Below are 16554 nucleotides of genomic sequence, written 5' to 3'. Positions count from 1 at the left end.
CAACACGAAATCATTTTGCGAAATCCACTCCCATCTCGGGTAATCCAAGCGTACACGAAGCATCTCCTGTGTGAGTTGTCGTGCGTACCCAGTCGTCCTAATGATCTCCACAGTAGCCAGAAATTCCCATTTGTCGGACTGTCACCGCGATGCTTTGCTTGCTAGGTGTTGGCCGAGGGGGAGAATGGGGTAAGGCCTTCGTCTGAGAATACGCGGAAAATCGCATTAACGCGAAGCTCTCAAAGAGGTTGGAATGAAGCTCTTGAAAGGACGTACAACAACTCCCTACTTCGCCCCGTCCAGCAGTTCCAAGAACTCAGCCTTCCCAACCCCGCCTGCTTTCCAATTTAGGGCTTTGCCTGCCGGGTCGGTGACGATTGTTACGGGCGGGCCGGTTACCTGGTATTGGGCCATGATGGCGGCGTTGTCGGGGGCGTCGACGTCGATCGCGACGGGGATGAAGTTCGCGTTGACCAGGGCGGCGACTTCTTTATCGGCCCAGACCTGGCGTTTCATGATGCGACAGGGAACGCACCAGGTGCCGGTGAAGTAGAGGATCATGGGCTTACCGCTCTCGGCCGCTTGTTGCTGGGCCGCGTCGTGATCTTTCGCCCAGACAATGTCATTCGGCGGCACATAAAAGCTGTACCAAGCAAATGCCAGCGACACGACCAGAAAGGCCAGCCAGAAGCATCGCCAGAAATGAAAAACTCGCTTGGGTGGACGGGGCGTTTCGGTATCGGCCGAAGAAGAAGCTTCGTTCATGAATCCAGACAAGCCAAAAGGAGCAGCGGATAAGAGACGCGGTCTAAGATCAACCACGTTCGATCAGTGCCACACCCTAAGTGGTTTCGTCTGACGATTCAATCCGCCCTGAGCCGGAAACAGCGGCCAATCTCGGAAACGTCGCCGCCTCAACATCATCCCGCACGCCTTACTACAAAAACGGGAACCCTGTTCTCGCCTACGTGTCTTCCGGGCACGACGATGCCGCCAGGCTGCGGCATTGCTACGATTGATGCGTGAGAGCCCGTTTACCAGCGAACCATTGCGATGAACATCGAAGCAACAACACTCCAGCACCGCGTGCAAGAACTTCGGCAGCGACGCGCCGCGAGAGCTTCGGCCGCAGGGCCACTGGCAAGTGTGCCTGGGGAGGGGCAAGTGTTCCGGCTTGACGGTTCGCGGCTGGTCGATGTCGCAGCGGTCTATCTTGAGTTGGGGCAGCGGCTGGAGCCAACCTTCGGCTACTACGGGGCGTGCCTCGATTCGCTGGACGATTGTCTTTCAGGCGGGATCGGGGGAGTCTGTGCCCCGTTCCAGCTAACGGTGACCGATGGGCAGACGCTTGCCAATTCGCTCAATTGGCAGGCCTGGTTTCGATATTCGGCGGTGACAGACTTTGCCGAAGGATCGCCTGAAATTTCGGACCTGGTGGAAGCGGGCCGGCTCCCGGAGATCGATCCGGAAGAAGCCTTTCAAATTCTTCGCCGAGTCGCAGCCGGCGAACCGATCACCGATGCCTGGGCCGAACGCTTCGATCTGAAACGGGTTTCGTTCTGGGAAAGCCTTGTCGCGCTGTTGCAGCGGCACGGCGTGAACGTGGTGATGGTCTAAGGTTTAAAGCAGCAACGGACTGAGGGCATCAAACAGTGGTCGGCCACAGCTTCGCGAGCATTTGATTAACGATGCCGGACTCACCGCTCCAGACGAGATAGCCGACCACGGCGATGTTCAGAAAGACCGTGATCCAGAACGTGAAGAGGAATTTCTTCTTACTCGATTTGTGCCGCACCAGGCGTTGGGCGTACAACGCGCCTGGCCAACCGCCGAGAAGGCCCATCAGGTGCAGCGTCGCTTCCGGAATGCGTCGTTTGTCGAGCTTGGCTGAAAGCTTATCGAAGCTGTAAACGAGAAACGTCGCGATGCTCATCACACCGCACGCGGCGACGACCAGCCACGAGATGCGATGGAAGAAGGCCGCCCCGACCAGGAAGCCGACGAACAGCAGCGCCGCGGCGACCGAAGTTCCGCCCAGCTTGCTTCGGCTGGAGGAGGAGGATTGTCGAACCGGATCCGGTTCATCGGTGAAGCGAACGTTCTCGGCCCGCGATTTTCCGTTGTCGCCATTGGCAAGCTCGTAAGAAACCATGTCCCCCACTGCTGGCCGTCGCGACGATCCTGAGAACTCTTTGATATGGACGAAGACCGAGTCTTCTTCGCCTTGCCAAGAGATAAACCCAAAACCACGTATATCGTCCCAGCGTGTTATTTTTCCCTCGGTTCGCATGCAATGGCTTTTCAAAAAGAGCTTTGTCAGATCGCGGCTGCGATCGTTCGGTGTTCGATAGGGTGATCAGCGTAACGCTGATTCGGTTGATGAGCGAGACCGCCCGCCGGTTTGCTACAGCACCACGCCGCCAATGGGCAGCTGCTTCGCCGGTAGGTTCTTCTCGTCGAGCATCTCTTTCAGGTTGCCTTCAATGGTGACGCTGATTGAGGTTAGTGGTGTATCGCCTGGGCGGTTCTCGAAAGGATCTTCCGTTCGTTCACCGATCTGGTCGAGGCTGAGGAAAATGAAATTGATGACCATTGCCAGTGGAATGTTGAACATGCCAAGGTCTTCGATAAACGCGAATGGGACGAGCGTACCATGCAGGTAGACGAAGATCCGCGAGTAATAGCTATAGGCACGGGGGAAGGGGGTGTTCTTGATGCGTTCGCTCATCCCTTGATGGTTATTGAACTCGGTCAGCGTGTTGTTCAGCCGAACGAAGCGATAGTCGGAAAGCCACCCACGTTGATAGGCCTCTTGCAGTTCGCGCCCCTGGATCATCAGCAGGTAGTTGGGCGGATTGCTCTTGTCGAGCACGTCATTCGCTTCTTCACGTGACAGAAACGGGCGAATGTCGTCGTAGTCGTTGGTGGTTTGAATCCACTGTTCGCCAATCTCGTTGTAGTCGTGCCGCTTCCGTAGAAAGACACGCAGGGCATGTACAAAAGCGATATGCCGATAGACGAGCTGCCGCTGCCAGGTCTGAAGTTCCGGATTATCGGACTGGTTTTCGTCGAGGCTGAGGGTAAGCACTTCACGTCCCCATGCTCTGCTGTAGTTCACCAGCAAGCCCCAGATTTTACGCGCTTCCCACCAACGGTCGTACGCACTGTTGTTCTTAAAACCGAGAAAGATGGCCAACGCCGTGCCCAACACGGCCACCGCGTTGAAAGGAACCGAGAGGGACGACATATCGAATTCGTGATGCAGCACGTATACCAGCACCGACAGCGCGAAGAAATAAAGCATGCTCTTCCAGCTGTAGAACAAGACCTGCCGCCAGTTGAGGCTTCGACTTACGATCATAAAGGTTAGTTGCCGTGGTTGTTGTCAGAGGAACCGAGGGCTCGTTTCAGGCCAACCATGACCGTGAATGAGAGCCGAGCAATGCGACTGCCTATAGTGCAATCGGAGTGCCGCCTGCTATCACCTTCGGCGAGGAATGCTGCACTTTCATGAGCATTTCCAGGCTTTCTGCCTTGCTAGCTCTGCCACAGGTTGAAATTCCCTTGCGGCGCTCCTAGATCCCATGTACAGATCCCCCATCTGGTGTCGATAAGAATCGTAACACGGCTAACCATTCGGAATGACAAACGAATTGCGTTCGGCCATTTGAGCGAAAGGAAACCAAGATGAAACGATTATTGATCGTTGCCGGTCTAGCCTTATTGATGACGAGCACTGGCTGTGCCGTGTCGGACATGCTGTTTGGCGCGTTCGGCAGCCACTATTCCGGCGGCGGAGAGACACGGGCCGAAAGGGAGTATCACTACAACCAGCAGATCAGCTCGTACGGCAATTCCGGCTACTAATCTGCCGGCAACGTAACTGCCCCTCGAACCGAGTTGGCTTCTACCCTTGAGCCACCCGCGCGTGCATGGTTTCATACAGCAAACCACCTCTTCCCGCACAAAGGGCTTTCGATGTCTCGGATTCAGTTGCGTATTGTCTTGTTGATCGTGGTCCTGGCGGTGACCGGGATCGGTTCTCTGATCGAGTGGATCAACGGAGAGAAGCAAGGGGCCCGGCCGGCTGGCGATAATGTTAATTCACCGTCGGGTGTCGTCGTCGATCTACCGGATGCCAAGCCGACCAGCGAGGTGGCTCCTTCCGCGGAAGATTCACTGGCCGAGTGGAACCGCGGAGTCTTACGTGGTCCGGACGAGGTTGCGATCGTGCGGCACATCGTCCAAGAGGGAACGCTTCCCAATTCGTTCGTTACGAAAAACCAGGCTCGTGACTTGGGGTGGAATGCCTCGGATGGCAATCTTCGCGAGGTAGCCCCAGGCAAAAGCATCGGCGGCGATCGGTTCATGAACCGCGAGAAAGAACTGCCTGACGCCCCTGGACGAAAGTACTTCGAGGCAGACCTTGGTTACGACGGTGGGCATCGCGGTGCCGAACGCCTGGTTTATTCGAATGACGGTTTGATCTTCGTCACGCGCGATCACTACAAGAGCTTCCAGGAAGTGAAGACCAAGCCATGAGCGACACGAACCTTCCACGCGTGATCGTGCCTGACACGTTGAACTCGGTCGACGCGATCCACACGTTTCTGAAAGAGGCATTGGGCTTTCCGGATTTCTACGGCGGAACGCTCGACGGACTGTGGGATTGCCTGGGCGATCTCGATCAGCCGGTTTGTATCGTCTGGCCGCGCCAGTGGCAGACCGAAAACATTTGGTTTGTGCGGCGATCGTACAAACTGTTAGGTGTACTGATGGAAGCGGCCGAAGAGTTCCATAACGTTCATCTGGAAATCGCTGGTGAAAATCTCTCGTCGGAGTAGATTCGCAAGGCAGGGCATCCCCAAGAAATAGCGAAAGGACGGGGGCTTTGTCGCCGAGCCTTCCGTCCTTTCACACACCCAATTTGGAGAGCGGGTTCGCTGCTTACGCGGTTTCCGCGGTATCGGCAGCGAGAATTTCTTCGGCACCTTCCAGGAAGCTGGCCAGACCACGCGAGCGGTAAGGCTGCTGCAACTTACGGACGGCCTTCGATTCGATCTGGCGAACGCGTTCGCGAGTGACGCTGAAGATCTTACCGACTTCTTCCAGCGTATAGGCATAACCATCGGTCAGGCCATAACGCAGGCGAATGATTTCACGTTCGCGATGATTGAGGTGCTGCATCACTTCGCCCAGACGCTGCTTCAAAGCTTCCTGGTGAGTTTCGTACAACGGGTCATCGTTGCGGTGATCTTCCAGGAACTCGCCGAAGAAGCTGTCGTCGTGATCGCCAACAGGCTGATCGAGCGAGAGCGGATTGCGATTCATCTTGGTGATGACCTTCGCATCGTCCAGCGAAATTCCCATCCGCTGAGCGACTTCTTCAGGCGAAGGTTCGCGTCCCAGTTCTTGAACCAGTTCGCGAGTGACCGCACGGACCTTGCCCATGGTGTCGATCATGTGAACGGGAACGCGGATGGTTCGGCTCTGATCGGCAATCGCTCGGGTAATGGCCTGACGAATCCACCACGTGGCGTAGGTCGAGAACTTGTAGCCACGCTCGTGCTCGAACTTGTCGACAGCACGCATCAAGCCGGTGTTGCCTTCCTGGATCAGGTCCAGGAAGCTCAAACCACGGTTGCGATACTTCTTGGCGATCGAAACGACCAGACGCAGGTTGCCAGCCGAAAGACGACGCTTGGCGGCATCGTATTCTTCCTGGTACTCGGCGATCTTCTGGATACGACGTCGAAGCGTGGCTGGGCTTTCCAGGGTGACACGCATCAGGCCGTGCAGTTCGCGTTGCATCTCTTCCAGCGATTGGCCGTTGAGGTTACCACCATACTCTTTGGCCAGTTCGATGTTTTCGACCAGAGTGTCCATCCGCTGCGAGATTTCGCGAAGCTTGGATAACTGAGGCATGATTTTGTTGGTACGCAGATTCAATTCTTCGACAAGCTGGACTGCCTTCGAGCGGCGACGCGTCAGACGCTTCCAGGCATTCTGGCGAGCGGTCGGAGTAGCACTTTTCGAGATGGCCGTTCGCCAGTCGGCGGCGTTGGCGTCGAGCATGCCCTGCATGGTGATCAGGTTCGGAACAATCCGCTTCATGATCAGCTTCTTCTCTTTAGCATTGGTCACCGAGACTTCCACGGTGCGATCCAAGCGAAGCTGGCCATCACGGACCTTCGAGAGCAGGTCGAACGCGTTGCGGAGAATCAAATCGTTCGTGATCACCGCGTGACGGAAACGAGCTCGCCACTTGTCGATTTGGGTGGCGGCTTCCACTTCCTCGGTGCGGGACAGCATCGGAATCTCACCCATCTGCATCAGGTACATCCGAACAGGATCGTCGACCTGGCTGACTTCCTCGAACGTCTCTTCTTCGTCGCTGCTGTCACTGGCGTTCGGAAGGCTGTTAATCGAGAGGTTATTGAAGTCGTCGTCTTCGTGGAAAGCTTCGTGCGAGCGATTCATGGGTGCGTTCTCCATCGGTGGTTCTGGGTTCGACCGTGTTGAGCACGATCGGGCGACGCCACCGTTAATCGCAGCACCTATGCCGAAAGCTAATTCCCGCGCCAAGGTATTTCCCTAACTTGTTATTGGGTAACATGTTGTGAAGGACTCGGTTTGCCTAAGTGAAAATGCCAATGTTGTCGATTTGCAACAATTGGGTCTCAAAATTGGTGGTGAAAAGCCATCAATCCGCTCTCACTCGCTGCTCAGCACCGAGGCTCTGGCAAGGCTTTTGGACGGTAAAACCAGGAGAAACGTTCCATCAGATTATCGCGATGCTCGATTCCGGCACCTTTCCAGGCCCCCATGTTGCGTTTGGGAAACATCCCCCAGTGGGCTAGAGCGGTAGGCGATTTTTGGTGGAACTTGTTACCATACGAGTCTTCTCTGTTTGTTGACTCCAGCCCCCGTACATTGTCGTGATCAAAATGACCGAGCCCACCATTCAGGTAAAAGTTCATCAAGCGGTTGGTACGATTTCGATTCACCGCGACGAGAAACGAAACGCGTTGACGCGAACAATGATCTTCGATCTCATCCAGGCCTTTCGAGACCTGCATGGTGAAAAGAAAGTGCGTGCCGTGATTTTGACCGGCGGCGGCTCGGCGTTCTGCTCGGGACTTTGCCTGGACGAAATGCACCAGATCATTCAGGAAGACGACAACCTGGAGCGTTGGCATCAAGACACTTCGACCCTGGCCGAACTGCTGCAATTGATGCTGCATTTCCCCAAGCCGATCATCGCGGCGGTCAACGGACCAGCCATCGGGTTCGGGGCAGGGCTCGTGTTGGCATCGGACCTGGCCATCGCCGGGCCGGAAGCTACCCTCGGTTTTCCTGAACCGAAACGGGGAATCATTTCGGGGCTCTGTGCTCCGCTGCTGTTCTTCCGTGTTGGCGGAAGACACGCGGCCCGATTGCTGCTGACCGGCGAAACGATCTCGGCGCAGCGAGCTGCTGAGATCGGAGCGTACGACGAGATTGTGCCGGCCAAGAATCTGTGGGCTTACGGGGCAGAGCTTACCAAGCAAATCGCTCAATCGGCTCCCCAGGCAATTCAGCAGACCAAGCGGCACTTGAACGACACGGTGGGCGAGCAACTCGAGATGTTGATCTCGCTGGGGGCCGCCGCCAGCGCTACCAGTCGTACGACCGAAGCAGCGAAGGAAGGATTGCAGGCCTATATCGAGAAACGTGAGCCTGAATGGCCGTAGCTTCCGCTGCGTAGAGACAGTGGTAGGTCGGATTCTGTACCACTAGAGGCGTAGCATTGGGGGTGTTTCTGGAAAGTAGCGGAAAAAGGAATTTCAATTCTGGCAAATTCCTGGAATAATTCCGAGCCGGTTGGTCTACTGGGCCATTCTCGGGGTTCAACTCCGATAGATTCGCAGCGGCCGATGGAACTTAGGCCGCTGCCACAAGGGCATTTGAGAGGCGCCCTTGCCCCTTTTCGCATCTACGCCGGAACATAGGTCTTGTCATGCACCATCCTGTCTGTCGTTCTCGACGTGGGTTTACCCTCGTCGAGCTACTGGTCGTTATTGCCATTATTGGCGTGTTAATCGCTTTGCTGCTGCCGGCCGTGCAACAGGCCCGCGAGGCGGCTCGTCGCAGCACGTGCACCAACAACCTCAAGCAATTGGGGCTGGCACTGCACAACTATCACGATACCTACAAGGCGTTTCCGTACGGTTCGCGTGGCACGACCGATCTGATGGGATGGCATGTTTCGCTGCTGCCATTCATCGAGCAAACTGCCCTGTTTGATAGTGCTGATACCACCCTCAGCTACGGGTCGGGGGTGAACAATGCGTTGCTGACCGTAACCATCGACGGGTATCAGTGCCCCAGCGGGACCGAAAAGTTTGCCGACGATAGCCCGACCCAAGTCACGACCCACTACTACGGGGTGATGGGACCAACCGGAACCAAGCCTGGGACGAGCAGCACAAACTATCCAGAAGGCTATTCTTCGAGCGTTTATGGCGGCTTTTCTCAGGCCGGTATGTGGTACCATGAAGAAGTTCGTCGGATGCGAGACGTGACCGACGGCACTAGTAACACGCTCTTCGTTGGTGAAATCTCGTGGTCTGACCGGAACGGGAAAGATACCCGTTACCGAGTTTGGTCGCGTGGTGGTCGTGAAGGAAACTGGATGGCACCGTGTAAGAATGTTGCCTTCGCAATCAACTCGGATCAAACGAGTATCTTCAACGACATGAGCTTTGGTAGTAACCATCCCGGCGGATGTCTATTTGCCTTGGGGGACGCGTCGGTGCGATTCCTGCCGGAAACGGTTGACTTCGACTCTTATCTTTCGGCTGCCAGCATGAATGGCGGCGAGGTCTATTCGTTCAATGCAAACTAGCTCTTCGTTTGGTCTGCGACAGCTCTGCACGCGCGGGTTTGTTTTCTCGCTGCTGGTCGCGGCGACGGTTACAGCCTTGACGGGATGTTCGCAGAAGCCGTCCGACGCCTATCCGGTCTCAGGCACGGTCTTGTTCAAAGGTCGTCCGCTGCCCCGCGGCATCTTGCAGATGCGTCCCGATTCCTCGCGAGGCAACTCTGGACCGGCCATCATGTTCGATGTGGTGCAAGGGAAATACGAAACGACCAGCATCGAACAGAACTACCATCGCGGTGGTGCCTATAAGGTGACCATCCACGGTTTCGATGGGATTCCACAGCCCGGCAAAGAAATGCCTCTGGGCGAGCGGATCTTCTCCGACTATTCGACTTCCGTCATGCTGCCGAACGAAGCCGCCTCGGAAATTGATTTCGAGATCAAGAAGTAAGTTCCCTTCCCATTCAACTACCGAAAAGAGCGGCCGCATCAGAATGGGGCCGCTCTTTTTTTGTTGGGATGGCCAGCGTAGCGTTAGTTACTCGCCGCCAGCTTCCGTTTCAGATCGTCGCAATTGATCACTTTCTCGATCACATCTTGCGGCACATAAAAGTAATGATTCGAGGCCTCGTAACCGATGCGCGAGTCCGCCGCCACCACCGGATAGAAACGCACCGCCGTTTGCAGCTCTTGCTCGAGAGCTTCCATGGCAGCAGCTTTAGCGGCTTCTTTCTCGGCGGGATCTTTCGCGACCTGCCAGCGATCGCGCGCGGCGATGAACCGTGCTTGTTGACTCACGGTCGCGAAGTGCATCTGGGCCGCTCTGGCAACATTCAAGTCATCAGTAACAAAAGCCTGCTTCTCGGCCGGGGCTTTCTTGGCGGCGGCTTCCAGATGCTGTAGCCCTGAAGCGAAACCATCGGCCATCTTCGTAAACTGGCTCGCGTAAACGTCGGCTGGGAAAGGAGCCGACCAGCGGTTCAGCGCGTCGTACGGATAGCAAACCATGCCGGGGGCATAGCCGGTTGGTTGAAGATACAGCAGGTTGGCCGGACCGATATGCTGCGGACCGGTGTACATGCCAGCGTAAGGAAACTCGGAGTAGCCATCGCTGAATTTCTGCCATGCCAAACGAACATCCGCCGCGGCCGCTTCGCCGTAGGTGCTAACCGCTAACTGATCGAGAGCCTGGTCGATCGTTTGGCTGGGGTTCTCGGCGAAGAGTCGAGCCAGTTCCAAGTTTGGCGAAGGATAGCCACCGAGCGACCAACTCAACATCTGGCCATCGAGCTTGGCCTCGGCGAGGTTGGCATTGTGCTGAGCGATCAAGTTCATCACTGGTACGTAAGGAACCGCAGCGATTTCCCAGGTCACGTTGAACTGAACCTTGGCCAGCGTTCGCAAGCCATGGTCTTGCGCGACTTGCCAATGCTTGGTGGCGCGTGGTCCAGGGCCAACTGCCGAGATAGCGTACTCGCCGATCGTTGCTTTCACGCCGCCTCGTTCAATCGGCAGCGACCACTCGCTGACCGACATCAACCAGATATCTTTCGGCAAACGAGCAACCGTTTCGCTGGCATCTCCGTGACGGGCCCAACCCCAGTCCCACGCAATCACCTTGGCATCCGGTGCCGAGCGATGGACTCCTTCAGCAATCGCCGTGTTGATTTCGACGAGGATGTCACTCGGCGTGCGATCTTTGCAGCGAGGGCATTGGGCCTGGGTGAATTTCGACGAGCAATTGGTCAAGTTCTCCGACGCGGTAATCGTGAACACGCCGCCAAGATTCGGAACACGCTCAAAGACATACGCCAGGCTATCGCTGACCCAACCTCGCACTTCCGGCGTGCTGGTGCACATAGCGAAGTAGGGAACCGGCGAACCAGGATCGGGTACGCCTCGCAGGGACTCACGCTGCGTGAAGAAGTCGGCCGGCATGGCCCGAGGTTCGTTCATGTAGAGATAGACATCGATGTTGTACTTGCGGGCACGTTCGACCAGCTTGGTGAGGTTCTTAAGTCGCTCGCGGTGCCCGGCCCCGAACTCTGGAAATGCAGGGGAAGGAGGAGCCAGATCACGCAAGACGACATGCAGCCAAACGCCATTCACACCGCGCTGTTGCAGCCGTGCCAATAGGCCATCGGGAAAAGGATCGAGCGAAGGATCGCTGAGCGGATCGCCGAACATCGCAAAGTAGGAATAGATGAACCGTGGATGCTGATCGTCGCGGGGCAGGGGAGTGGCCGGTTCGCTGCTGCGATCGACCTGACTCAGTTCTTCGATAAACGAAAAGCGTGGTTCGGCTGGCTGCTGCATTGCTTCACCAAAGTTCGCTTCGACCAGCGACTTGATTTCCGCAGCGCGAGTTTTGGCCGAGGCGGAGGGTGTTTGATAAACAACCTTGGGGCAGTCTGGTTTCAGGTTGCCCAGTTTGATCAGCAGGAAGTCATCTTCACGTAGCCGATGGGCGAATTCTTCTTCGGTGAGCGAGAGCAGCGGAAGAAGTTGTTCGTACGGCAGCAAGTGCCAGTTGCGTCGCACCAGCGTGATGTAGCCGCGTGTTTCCATCTCTGGCGGAACGTTGACCGAGGCAGACAAGCCCATCGAGGTCGCGATTTGCGCGACGTTCTCAGGCGTCGTTTCCAGGATGGTTGCTAATCGCTCGGTAGGAACCAGACCCCAGTTTCGCCAGATGACGGCATGCAGCGTATCGGGAAAATGGTCGACGGGAACCGGTGGCTTGGAAGGTGTCGGAAGTTCGCTGCCCAGCGAGAATGTGGCAGCCCAAAGAACCATCGTCCAGGCGATGGAGAAACGAAGTGACGACATGTCGGCAGGTCTCAAAGAGTGGGAAGGCAGAGCGATGGAGGGACGCTCATCTTCCTTGTTTGAGATCGCTTCGTCAACGTTTTTCAGTTGCGGCTGTCGCGGCGCATAAAAAAAGCGTACCAGGTTGCCCTGACACGCTTTTCGGTTCAAGGGGATGAACCGGGTTCCTTAGCTGGTCTGAATCTTGAAGTCGATCGGGTTGTCACCGTTGGTGACTTCGACTTCTTGAGTCGTGTTCGAGTTGTATTCTTTGGGCAACTTTTCTTTGACGCCCGGTTCAGTCACGCGACCGTTGTCGTCACGCGTTGCGTCACGAGCCGTGATCAGGCGAACGCGATGCTTGCCGAGCAGGGCACCTTCGGCATCGCCTTTGTACATCAGCTTGTAATTGCCGTTGTCGTCGGTCATCGCACCCGAGCTGCGACCACCTGCCAACGGTTCAAACATGACGTGACAGTTCGGCACTGGTTGACCATTCAACGTGACCTGGCCATGAACTTCGCCGACCGGTGGTGTGTTGGAACCGCAACCAACGCCCATCGAAAGGACAAAAACCGCGAGCAGGGCAACGATATGTTTCATCTCTGTTATCTCTCCAGGGGATGCAAGCCACGTCGAGTTGTTGATGACGTGGCTTGTTGAGCAAACTTGAAAACTAGAACGACAGGTCCAGCGGTTGGCCATCGATGCTATTCAGCAGACGTTCGTAGGTCGAATCGGTTGGACCACCGAAGTTGTCGTCGATGTTTTCGCTGATGAAGTGAACCGAACCATCCACGAAGGCGAATTGTGATCCACCAGGATGGTTGCTGGAAAAGCCTTGGCGGCCATCCACGTCGTTGCACGAAGAACCGCAGGTGTCGGTTGTGTTGATGTGGGTCTTGCCACCACCAACCACGGCAATGAAACCATCGAGATAGTTATGGCTGTTGGTGATGTCTTCGTTCCCGGTATGACCATAGATCAAGCCGGCACCCAGTTCGACACCCTGCAACATCCAAGCACGTTCGCCGACCATGGCCGTGTTGCTGGTACCATCCAGAATGTGATGGATCGAAACCTGCATCCGGGTGTTGCTTTGCACGTTGGTGCCGGGGCAGAAGACGCCGTTGTGGAAACGTGCGCGATCGATGTTTCCCTGCGAGTTCACACCCAGGTAGTTGGCCGTGGCGATCTGGACGTCTTGCGACTGGTTGCCCGAGCCGTTGTTGATGGTCAGGTGGCTATTCAAGTCAGGACCGGTGTCCGAAGGACAACGCCAGGTCGTGATCGGGTTCTGAACGACGGCCAGCTTCTCTGGCTTGTTAACCGCTTCATGAAGACGATCCGGGCTGCTTGGTGCAAGGATATCGTAGGCGGCACCTTGTTCCATTTGAGGAAGAATTAGCGTGCCCCAACTCCAGCTTGCATGCCGGGTTTCGTCGCCGCCGTTGACTTCGTGGTCGTAGCTGATGGCAGGGAAGGCACCGAAGGTGTCGTGATAGTTGTGCAATGCCAACGCGATTTGCTTCAGGTGGTTGGTACACTGCATGCGGCGAGCCGCTTCACGAGCTTGCTGAACTGCTGGTAGCAGAAGGGCGATCAAAACGCCGATGATCGCGATGACCACCAGCAATTCGACGAGCGTGAACCCTTTGTTCAGTTTCATCTTCATGAGAATACTGAGACCTCTATTGTGGGGAATAAATGGGAATGAAAAGGAAACGAGAAAAAGATGGTCAGATGGGACGAGCCACAACGGTTGGGACAACCCAATCTTTGTGGGAGCTTCCCAGTGGGCCGATCTCTAGTTCGCCGCCGTCTCGCAGAATGGCTCGCCAAACGCGTAGTGAGACGTCGACTGATTTGCCTGGGCCTTCTTCCTGATCCAGTTGATACTTGGTGGACGTACGAGCATCCTCGTGCGAGCCCTTGTCGAGCCCGACCAGCACGCCGGTGTCGGTAAATTTCTGAGGAAGCCAACTCGGAATCGAGAGTCGTTCGTCGTAAAGCAGGTAAACGACTGCAGGACTGTTGAAAACGAATGTTGCTTTGACGTTATTGCGTCGCTTCCAGTCTTCGGTGAACTTCAAGTCGTTGGGCATCTGCACGTAGTCAAGGTCGACCATATAGCTTGGCAAACCGCCCGCATCATGGCCCGTCCAGCGATGGATACGGTCGACATAGGCGAGCGCACCTTCGGTGAAACCGCCTTTGACGATCTTGTAGTCCTTCATCTCGCTACCATTGTTGAAGCGAACTTCGCTGATCACCGAAGCCGGCACATCGGCGGGCTGCAGGAACGCGTCTCGATCGACCATGGCGAGCTCTTGGCTCTGACCATAGATCGGAATCGTGATCGCTTCACCCTTGGACATCTTGTGCGTCATCGAGCCAGACGACACCGAAACGCTTCCCTCGTAGACGACCACTTCCGTCAGGTTTTCACCGCTAATGGCGACACCAAACTCGGTACCCAGGTCGACCACATCGGCTTGATGCGTCCGAATCGTGAAGCCATGCCCAAGCGGTGAAACCTTTGCCAGAACTTTGCCATGGAACATTCGCCATAGCATGGGGTCTTCCACGCGTATCCGTGCCGGACCGGCAATCTGAACTTTCACGCCGGACGAGGTTACCCCGTCAAACGTTCCCTCAGGAAGTTCGATCATCTGGCGGCCGAAGTAAGGTGTAGGCGTCGTTTCGCCAGGGACACCATTAATGACCAACGCAGGGGGCACCGGACCGCTGTCTTTCCCAGCGATCGGTCCCGACTGCGAAGCCTCTTGAAACATCTGGACAACTAGAGGACTTCCCAGAAAGATCATCGTCGAGGCTGCCAGGGCCAGCGTTGCCACAACGACCCGTCGCAGCGAGAACATCTGCGAATCTGCCGGAGCGGCCAGCTCTTTAAACTCTTCTTGACTTTCCAGGTGATCCAGGACTTCGCGTTCCTGGGCTTCGTCCAGGCGGCTGACCATGGCCAGGCGTGCACCGACAATCGCCTGGGCGGCGTAATATTCGCTGACGTCAGGGCGATCGACGATCAAGTCGCTGAGCGTCTTCCATTGCTCTGGCGTCGCTCGGTCCGTGAGGCAGAGGTCGACCAGATCGCGGATCGCGAGGTCGTCGATCATCTTGCCGACAATCGGTCGTGGCTCTTGCGATTGGCTCATTATCCTTCACCCCAGGCGGACAGCCGTATGTCGATACAGCGATGCAGTTGTTCTCGAATCTTGCGCAGCCGCTTATAGACGGCGTTTGCGGAAAGGCCGAACAGTTGCCCAACCTCTTCAATCGAGGCCGATTTGCGATACGAGGCCCATAGGATTGATCGTTGCCGTGCCGGAAGTTTCCGGACGCAATGTTCGAGGGCGGCCAGGCGGTCCTGAAGGCCATCGGCATTTTGCACGATGACGGTATCGAGGGTTTCCATGGCCGAATCGCTCAGCATCTTCTGCTGTCGGTTTCGTTCCGAGAGGAAACGTTTCACCTCGATGCGGGCGATACCAAACGCCCACGGTAGGAATTCGCGATCCTGATCAAACTGTTCCCACTTCCGCCACAGCAACAGACTGGTGCGCTGGAAGACTTCTTCCGCGTCATTCCAGTTGGCAACCAACGAGTACACGTACCCTTTGAGCCGTTCCTGGTTCGAAATATAAACTTCCGCAAAACGCGACTGTTTCATCGCGTCTTCGTCTGAGGATGTCACCATTGGGAAAATGAGGACCGCGCCACCTCCGAAAAATCATCGAGCCGAAATCATTTTCGATCTCTGCAAGCACTCGCCGCCTATGGCCTTAGTTTGGCCAAAAAAAACGGACGTTTTTTCGATGACCTGGGGAGATTGCGGGAATCGCTACCCGAATCTCTGCCTCTGAGGGAAGATTGGTGGCCGAAAAGGTCAAATAATGGCCATTCAGCGGGGCAGATCGGCCCGAAAGCCGTTAGTCATAAATTGACGTTAAGAATTCGCTATTTTGTACATCCCGAAAGGCGTCGCACCGCAAGGAGTACTTTTGCAGAGGGGGGCGGCTAGGTCACCATCCAAGCGCCTACCATGCCCAGTCCGGCCGCCAGCAAGATCAGAACGCCAGCGCAGCCACTCGATGTCGGAAGAACTTCACCATCCGCTGCCATCTTGGCCTGAATCGCTTCAACCTGGTCTTTGGCTTCTTTCAGGCCGATGCCCGAATCTTCTCGCAGCAGCTTGATGGCTTCGATCTTTTTGCCTTCACGCAGCTTCTGCTTGATTGCTTCGAGGGACGATGGTTCTTCTGCCATGCGTTTGCTCTCCTGACAAGAAAAAAGAGTGCCCCAGCGAAGGGCACTCTTAGTTTAGATCAAAATTCAGAGATGGGACGACGCCAAAACCTGGATAAGTGGATGAGGATGGGATAATGACGCGCACCGACCTTTAATTAGGAGTTCGGTACTACTTTGGCCCAATCACTCAAACGATGCGACTTGGCTGTCTCGAAGTCGTGGAATTCGAGTCGGAGTTTGACCAACTCTTTATCCATCCATTCGGATAGCTCCATGTAGGGGGCTAAGCCTACCATGATCGAGGCTTCTTCCCGATCGCGGGCGTCTTCCAGCTTGATTTGCATGGTATCGAAAAGCGAGTCGTTCATTAGCGAACTCCCGGGGGAAAGTTCACTACGGTCCCTGTAGCTGACGGCAACGAATCCTGCGTTGCACATGCTGGTAATTTCTACATTTTTAGACGTGATAAAGCCGTGGCGTGTTCACGTGATTCTTAGATTTAGTAAAAAAGGCTCCGCGATGCAATAGGACTAATGTGGGATGAAATCACATTAGAATTATTCTAGCGGGGGTGATGTTTGCGAAAAGGCTATTCGAGGTCTGTGGCATTCACC

General features: G+C 55.8%; 18 protein-coding genes. 7 read left to right on the top strand and 11 right to left on the bottom strand.

The features are described from left to right. Positions 1 to 285: 285 nt before the first annotated feature. A complete protein-coding gene (locus ABD890_RS05435) occupies positions 286 to 765 on the bottom strand; it encodes a thioredoxin family protein (protein WP_345086655.1) in 480 nt (159 codons plus the stop codon). A 288-nt stretch (positions 766 to 1053) separates the two neighbouring features. On the opposite strand from ABD890_RS05435, the gene ABD890_RS05430 reads away from it, so the two are divergent. Further along, positions 1054 to 1617 (top strand): barstar family protein, encoded by a 564-nt coding sequence (locus tag ABD890_RS05430; protein WP_345086653.1) that lies wholly within the window; start codon positions 1054 to 1056, stop codon positions 1615 to 1617. 28 nt (positions 1618 to 1645) lie between these two features. Here ABD890_RS05430 and ABD890_RS05425 read toward each other — a convergent pair whose 3' ends face one another. Further along, positions 1646 to 2290 carry a DUF1294 domain-containing protein gene (locus ABD890_RS05425; RefSeq protein ID WP_345086651.1) on the bottom strand — a complete coding sequence of 215 codons (645 nt, stop codon included), beginning with the start codon at positions 2288 to 2290 and terminating at the stop codon, positions 1646 to 1648. Between the two features lie 114 nt (positions 2291 to 2404). Next, on the bottom strand, positions 2405 to 3361 hold the full coding sequence (locus ABD890_RS05420; RefSeq protein ID WP_345086649.1) for a bestrophin family protein: 957 nt from the start codon (positions 3359 to 3361) through the stop codon (positions 2405 to 2407). Positions 3362 to 3687: 326 nt separating this feature from the next. Here ABD890_RS05420 and ABD890_RS05415 point away from each other — a divergent pair, with 326 nt between their 5' ends. The 3 genes from ABD890_RS05415 (at position 3688) to ABD890_RS05405 (ending at position 4844) form a co-directional block, all read left to right on the top strand. Beyond that, positions 3688 to 3867 carry a hypothetical protein gene (locus ABD890_RS05415; RefSeq protein ID WP_345086647.1) on the top strand — a complete coding sequence of 60 codons (180 nt, stop codon included), beginning with the start codon at positions 3688 to 3690 and terminating at the stop codon, positions 3865 to 3867. A gap of 111 nt (positions 3868 to 3978) precedes the next feature. Next, positions 3979 to 4542 carry a ribonuclease domain-containing protein gene (locus tag ABD890_RS05410; protein ID WP_345086645.1) on the top strand — a complete coding sequence of 188 codons (564 nt, stop codon included), beginning with the start codon at positions 3979 to 3981 and terminating at the stop codon, positions 4540 to 4542. Continuing rightward, positions 4539 to 4844 (top strand): barstar family protein, encoded by a 306-nt coding sequence (locus ABD890_RS05405; protein ID WP_345086643.1) that lies wholly within the window; start codon positions 4539 to 4541, stop codon positions 4842 to 4844. Before ABD890_RS05410 ends, ABD890_RS05405 begins: the two co-directional genes overlap by 4 nt. Before the next feature lie 103 nt (positions 4845 to 4947). Here ABD890_RS05405 and ABD890_RS05400 read toward each other — a convergent pair whose 3' ends face one another. Beyond that, on the bottom strand, positions 4948 to 6480 hold the full coding sequence (locus ABD890_RS05400) for an RNA polymerase sigma factor RpoD/SigA (RefSeq protein WP_345086641.1): 1533 nt from the start codon (positions 6478 to 6480) through the stop codon (positions 4948 to 4950). A 467-nt stretch (positions 6481 to 6947) separates the two neighbouring features. On the opposite strand from ABD890_RS05400, the gene ABD890_RS05395 reads away from it, so the two are divergent. From ABD890_RS05395 to ABD890_RS05385, 3 genes are all read left to right on the top strand, one after another. Beyond that, complete coding sequence (locus tag ABD890_RS05395) at positions 6948 to 7733, top strand: enoyl-CoA hydratase/isomerase family protein (RefSeq protein ID WP_345086639.1); 786 nt, start codon at positions 6948 to 6950, stop codon at positions 7731 to 7733. 266 nt (positions 7734 to 7999) lie between these two features. Continuing rightward, the gene (locus tag ABD890_RS05390; protein ID WP_345086637.1) at positions 8000 to 8887 is read left to right on the top strand and encodes a DUF1559 family PulG-like putative transporter; all 888 of its coding nucleotides are present in this window, start codon (positions 8000 to 8002) and stop codon (positions 8885 to 8887) included. Continuing rightward, positions 8877 to 9314, top strand: a complete 438-nt coding sequence (locus tag ABD890_RS05385) for a hypothetical protein (protein ID WP_345086635.1) — start codon at positions 8877 to 8879, stop codon at positions 9312 to 9314. The genes ABD890_RS05390 and ABD890_RS05385 overlap by 11 nt, the downstream gene beginning before the upstream one ends. A gap of 83 nt (positions 9315 to 9397) precedes the next feature. Here ABD890_RS05385 and ABD890_RS05380 read toward each other — a convergent pair whose 3' ends face one another. From ABD890_RS05380 to ABD890_RS05350, 7 genes are all read right to left on the bottom strand, one after another. Then, positions 9398 to 11692 carry a hypothetical protein gene (locus tag ABD890_RS05380; protein WP_345086633.1) on the bottom strand — a complete coding sequence of 765 codons (2295 nt, stop codon included), beginning with the start codon at positions 11690 to 11692 and terminating at the stop codon, positions 9398 to 9400. A 168-nt stretch (positions 11693 to 11860) separates the two neighbouring features. Next, positions 11861 to 12274 carry a carboxypeptidase-like regulatory domain-containing protein gene (locus ABD890_RS05375; RefSeq protein ID WP_345086631.1) on the bottom strand — a complete coding sequence of 138 codons (414 nt, stop codon included), beginning with the start codon at positions 12272 to 12274 and terminating at the stop codon, positions 11861 to 11863. A gap of 73 nt (positions 12275 to 12347) precedes the next feature. Then, the gene (locus tag ABD890_RS05370) at positions 12348 to 13346 is read right to left on the bottom strand and encodes a DUF1559 family PulG-like putative transporter (protein WP_345086629.1); all 999 of its coding nucleotides are present in this window, start codon (positions 13344 to 13346) and stop codon (positions 12348 to 12350) included. A gap of 64 nt (positions 13347 to 13410) precedes the next feature. Continuing rightward, complete coding sequence (locus ABD890_RS05365; RefSeq protein WP_345086627.1) at positions 13411 to 14847, bottom strand: FecR domain-containing protein; 1437 nt, start codon at positions 14845 to 14847, stop codon at positions 13411 to 13413. After that, positions 14847 to 15362 (bottom strand): sigma-70 family RNA polymerase sigma factor, encoded by a 516-nt coding sequence (locus ABD890_RS05360; RefSeq protein ID WP_345086625.1) that lies wholly within the window; start codon positions 15360 to 15362, stop codon positions 14847 to 14849. The genes ABD890_RS05365 and ABD890_RS05360 overlap by 1 nt, the downstream gene beginning before the upstream one ends. Before the next feature lie 347 nt (positions 15363 to 15709). Next, positions 15710 to 15958 carry a ribosomal protein L7/L12 gene (locus ABD890_RS05355; RefSeq protein WP_345086623.1) on the bottom strand — a complete coding sequence of 83 codons (249 nt, stop codon included), beginning with the start codon at positions 15956 to 15958 and terminating at the stop codon, positions 15710 to 15712. Positions 15959 to 16095: 137 nt separating this feature from the next. Continuing rightward, positions 16096 to 16308, bottom strand: a complete 213-nt coding sequence (locus ABD890_RS05350; RefSeq protein ID WP_345086621.1) for a hypothetical protein — start codon at positions 16306 to 16308, stop codon at positions 16096 to 16098. Between the last annotated feature and the right edge of the window lie 246 nt (positions 16309 to 16554).

The sequence above is a fragment of the Bremerella cremea genome (genome assembly GCF_039541315.1).
Taxonomy (GTDB): Bacteria; Planctomycetota; Planctomycetia; order Pirellulales; family Pirellulaceae; genus Bremerella; species Bremerella cremea.
This window is presented reverse-complemented; position numbering and strand designations above follow the sequence as displayed.

Coding starts and splice junctions, on each gene's coding strand:
- ABD890_RS05435 (WP_345086655.1), bottom strand. CDS start 765: ATGAACGAAGCTTCTTCTTCGGCCGATACCGAAACGCCCCGTCCACCC.
- ABD890_RS05430 (WP_345086653.1), top strand. CDS start 1,054: ATGAACATCGAAGCAACAACACTCCAGCACCGCGTGCAAGAACTTCGG.
- ABD890_RS05425 (WP_345086651.1), bottom strand. CDS start 2,290: ATGCGAACCGAGGGAAAAATAACACGCTGGGACGATATACGTGGTTTT.
- ABD890_RS05420 (WP_345086649.1), bottom strand. CDS start 3,361: ATGATCGTAAGTCGAAGCCTCAACTGGCGGCAGGTCTTGTTCTACAGC.
- ABD890_RS05415 (WP_345086647.1), top strand. CDS start 3,688: ATGAAACGATTATTGATCGTTGCCGGTCTAGCCTTATTGATGACGAGC.
- ABD890_RS05410 (WP_345086645.1), top strand. CDS start 3,979: ATGTCTCGGATTCAGTTGCGTATTGTCTTGTTGATCGTGGTCCTGGCG.
- ABD890_RS05405 (WP_345086643.1), top strand. CDS start 4,539: ATGAGCGACACGAACCTTCCACGCGTGATCGTGCCTGACACGTTGAAC.
- ABD890_RS05400 (WP_345086641.1), bottom strand. CDS start 6,480: ATGAATCGCTCGCACGAAGCTTTCCACGAAGACGACGACTTCAATAAC.
- ABD890_RS05395 (WP_345086639.1), top strand. CDS start 6,948: ATGACCGAGCCCACCATTCAGGTAAAAGTTCATCAAGCGGTTGGTACG.
- ABD890_RS05390 (WP_345086637.1), top strand. CDS start 8,000: ATGCACCATCCTGTCTGTCGTTCTCGACGTGGGTTTACCCTCGTCGAG.
- ABD890_RS05385 (WP_345086635.1), top strand. CDS start 8,877: ATGCAAACTAGCTCTTCGTTTGGTCTGCGACAGCTCTGCACGCGCGGG.
- ABD890_RS05380 (WP_345086633.1), bottom strand. CDS start 11,692: ATGTCGTCACTTCGTTTCTCCATCGCCTGGACGATGGTTCTTTGGGCT.
- ABD890_RS05375 (WP_345086631.1), bottom strand. CDS start 12,274: ATGAAACATATCGTTGCCCTGCTCGCGGTTTTTGTCCTTTCGATGGGC.
- ABD890_RS05370 (WP_345086629.1), bottom strand. CDS start 13,346: ATGAAGATGAAACTGAACAAAGGGTTCACGCTCGTCGAATTGCTGGTG.
- ABD890_RS05365 (WP_345086627.1), bottom strand. CDS start 14,847: ATGAGCCAATCGCAAGAGCCACGACCGATTGTCGGCAAGATGATCGAC.
- ABD890_RS05360 (WP_345086625.1), bottom strand. CDS start 15,362: ATGAAACAGTCGCGTTTTGCGGAAGTTTATATTTCGAACCAGGAACGG.
- ABD890_RS05355 (WP_345086623.1), bottom strand. CDS start 15,958: ATGGCAGAAGAACCATCGTCCCTCGAAGCAATCAAGCAGAAGCTGCGT.
- ABD890_RS05350 (WP_345086621.1), bottom strand. CDS start 16,308: ATGAACGACTCGCTTTTCGATACCATGCAAATCAAGCTGGAAGACGCC.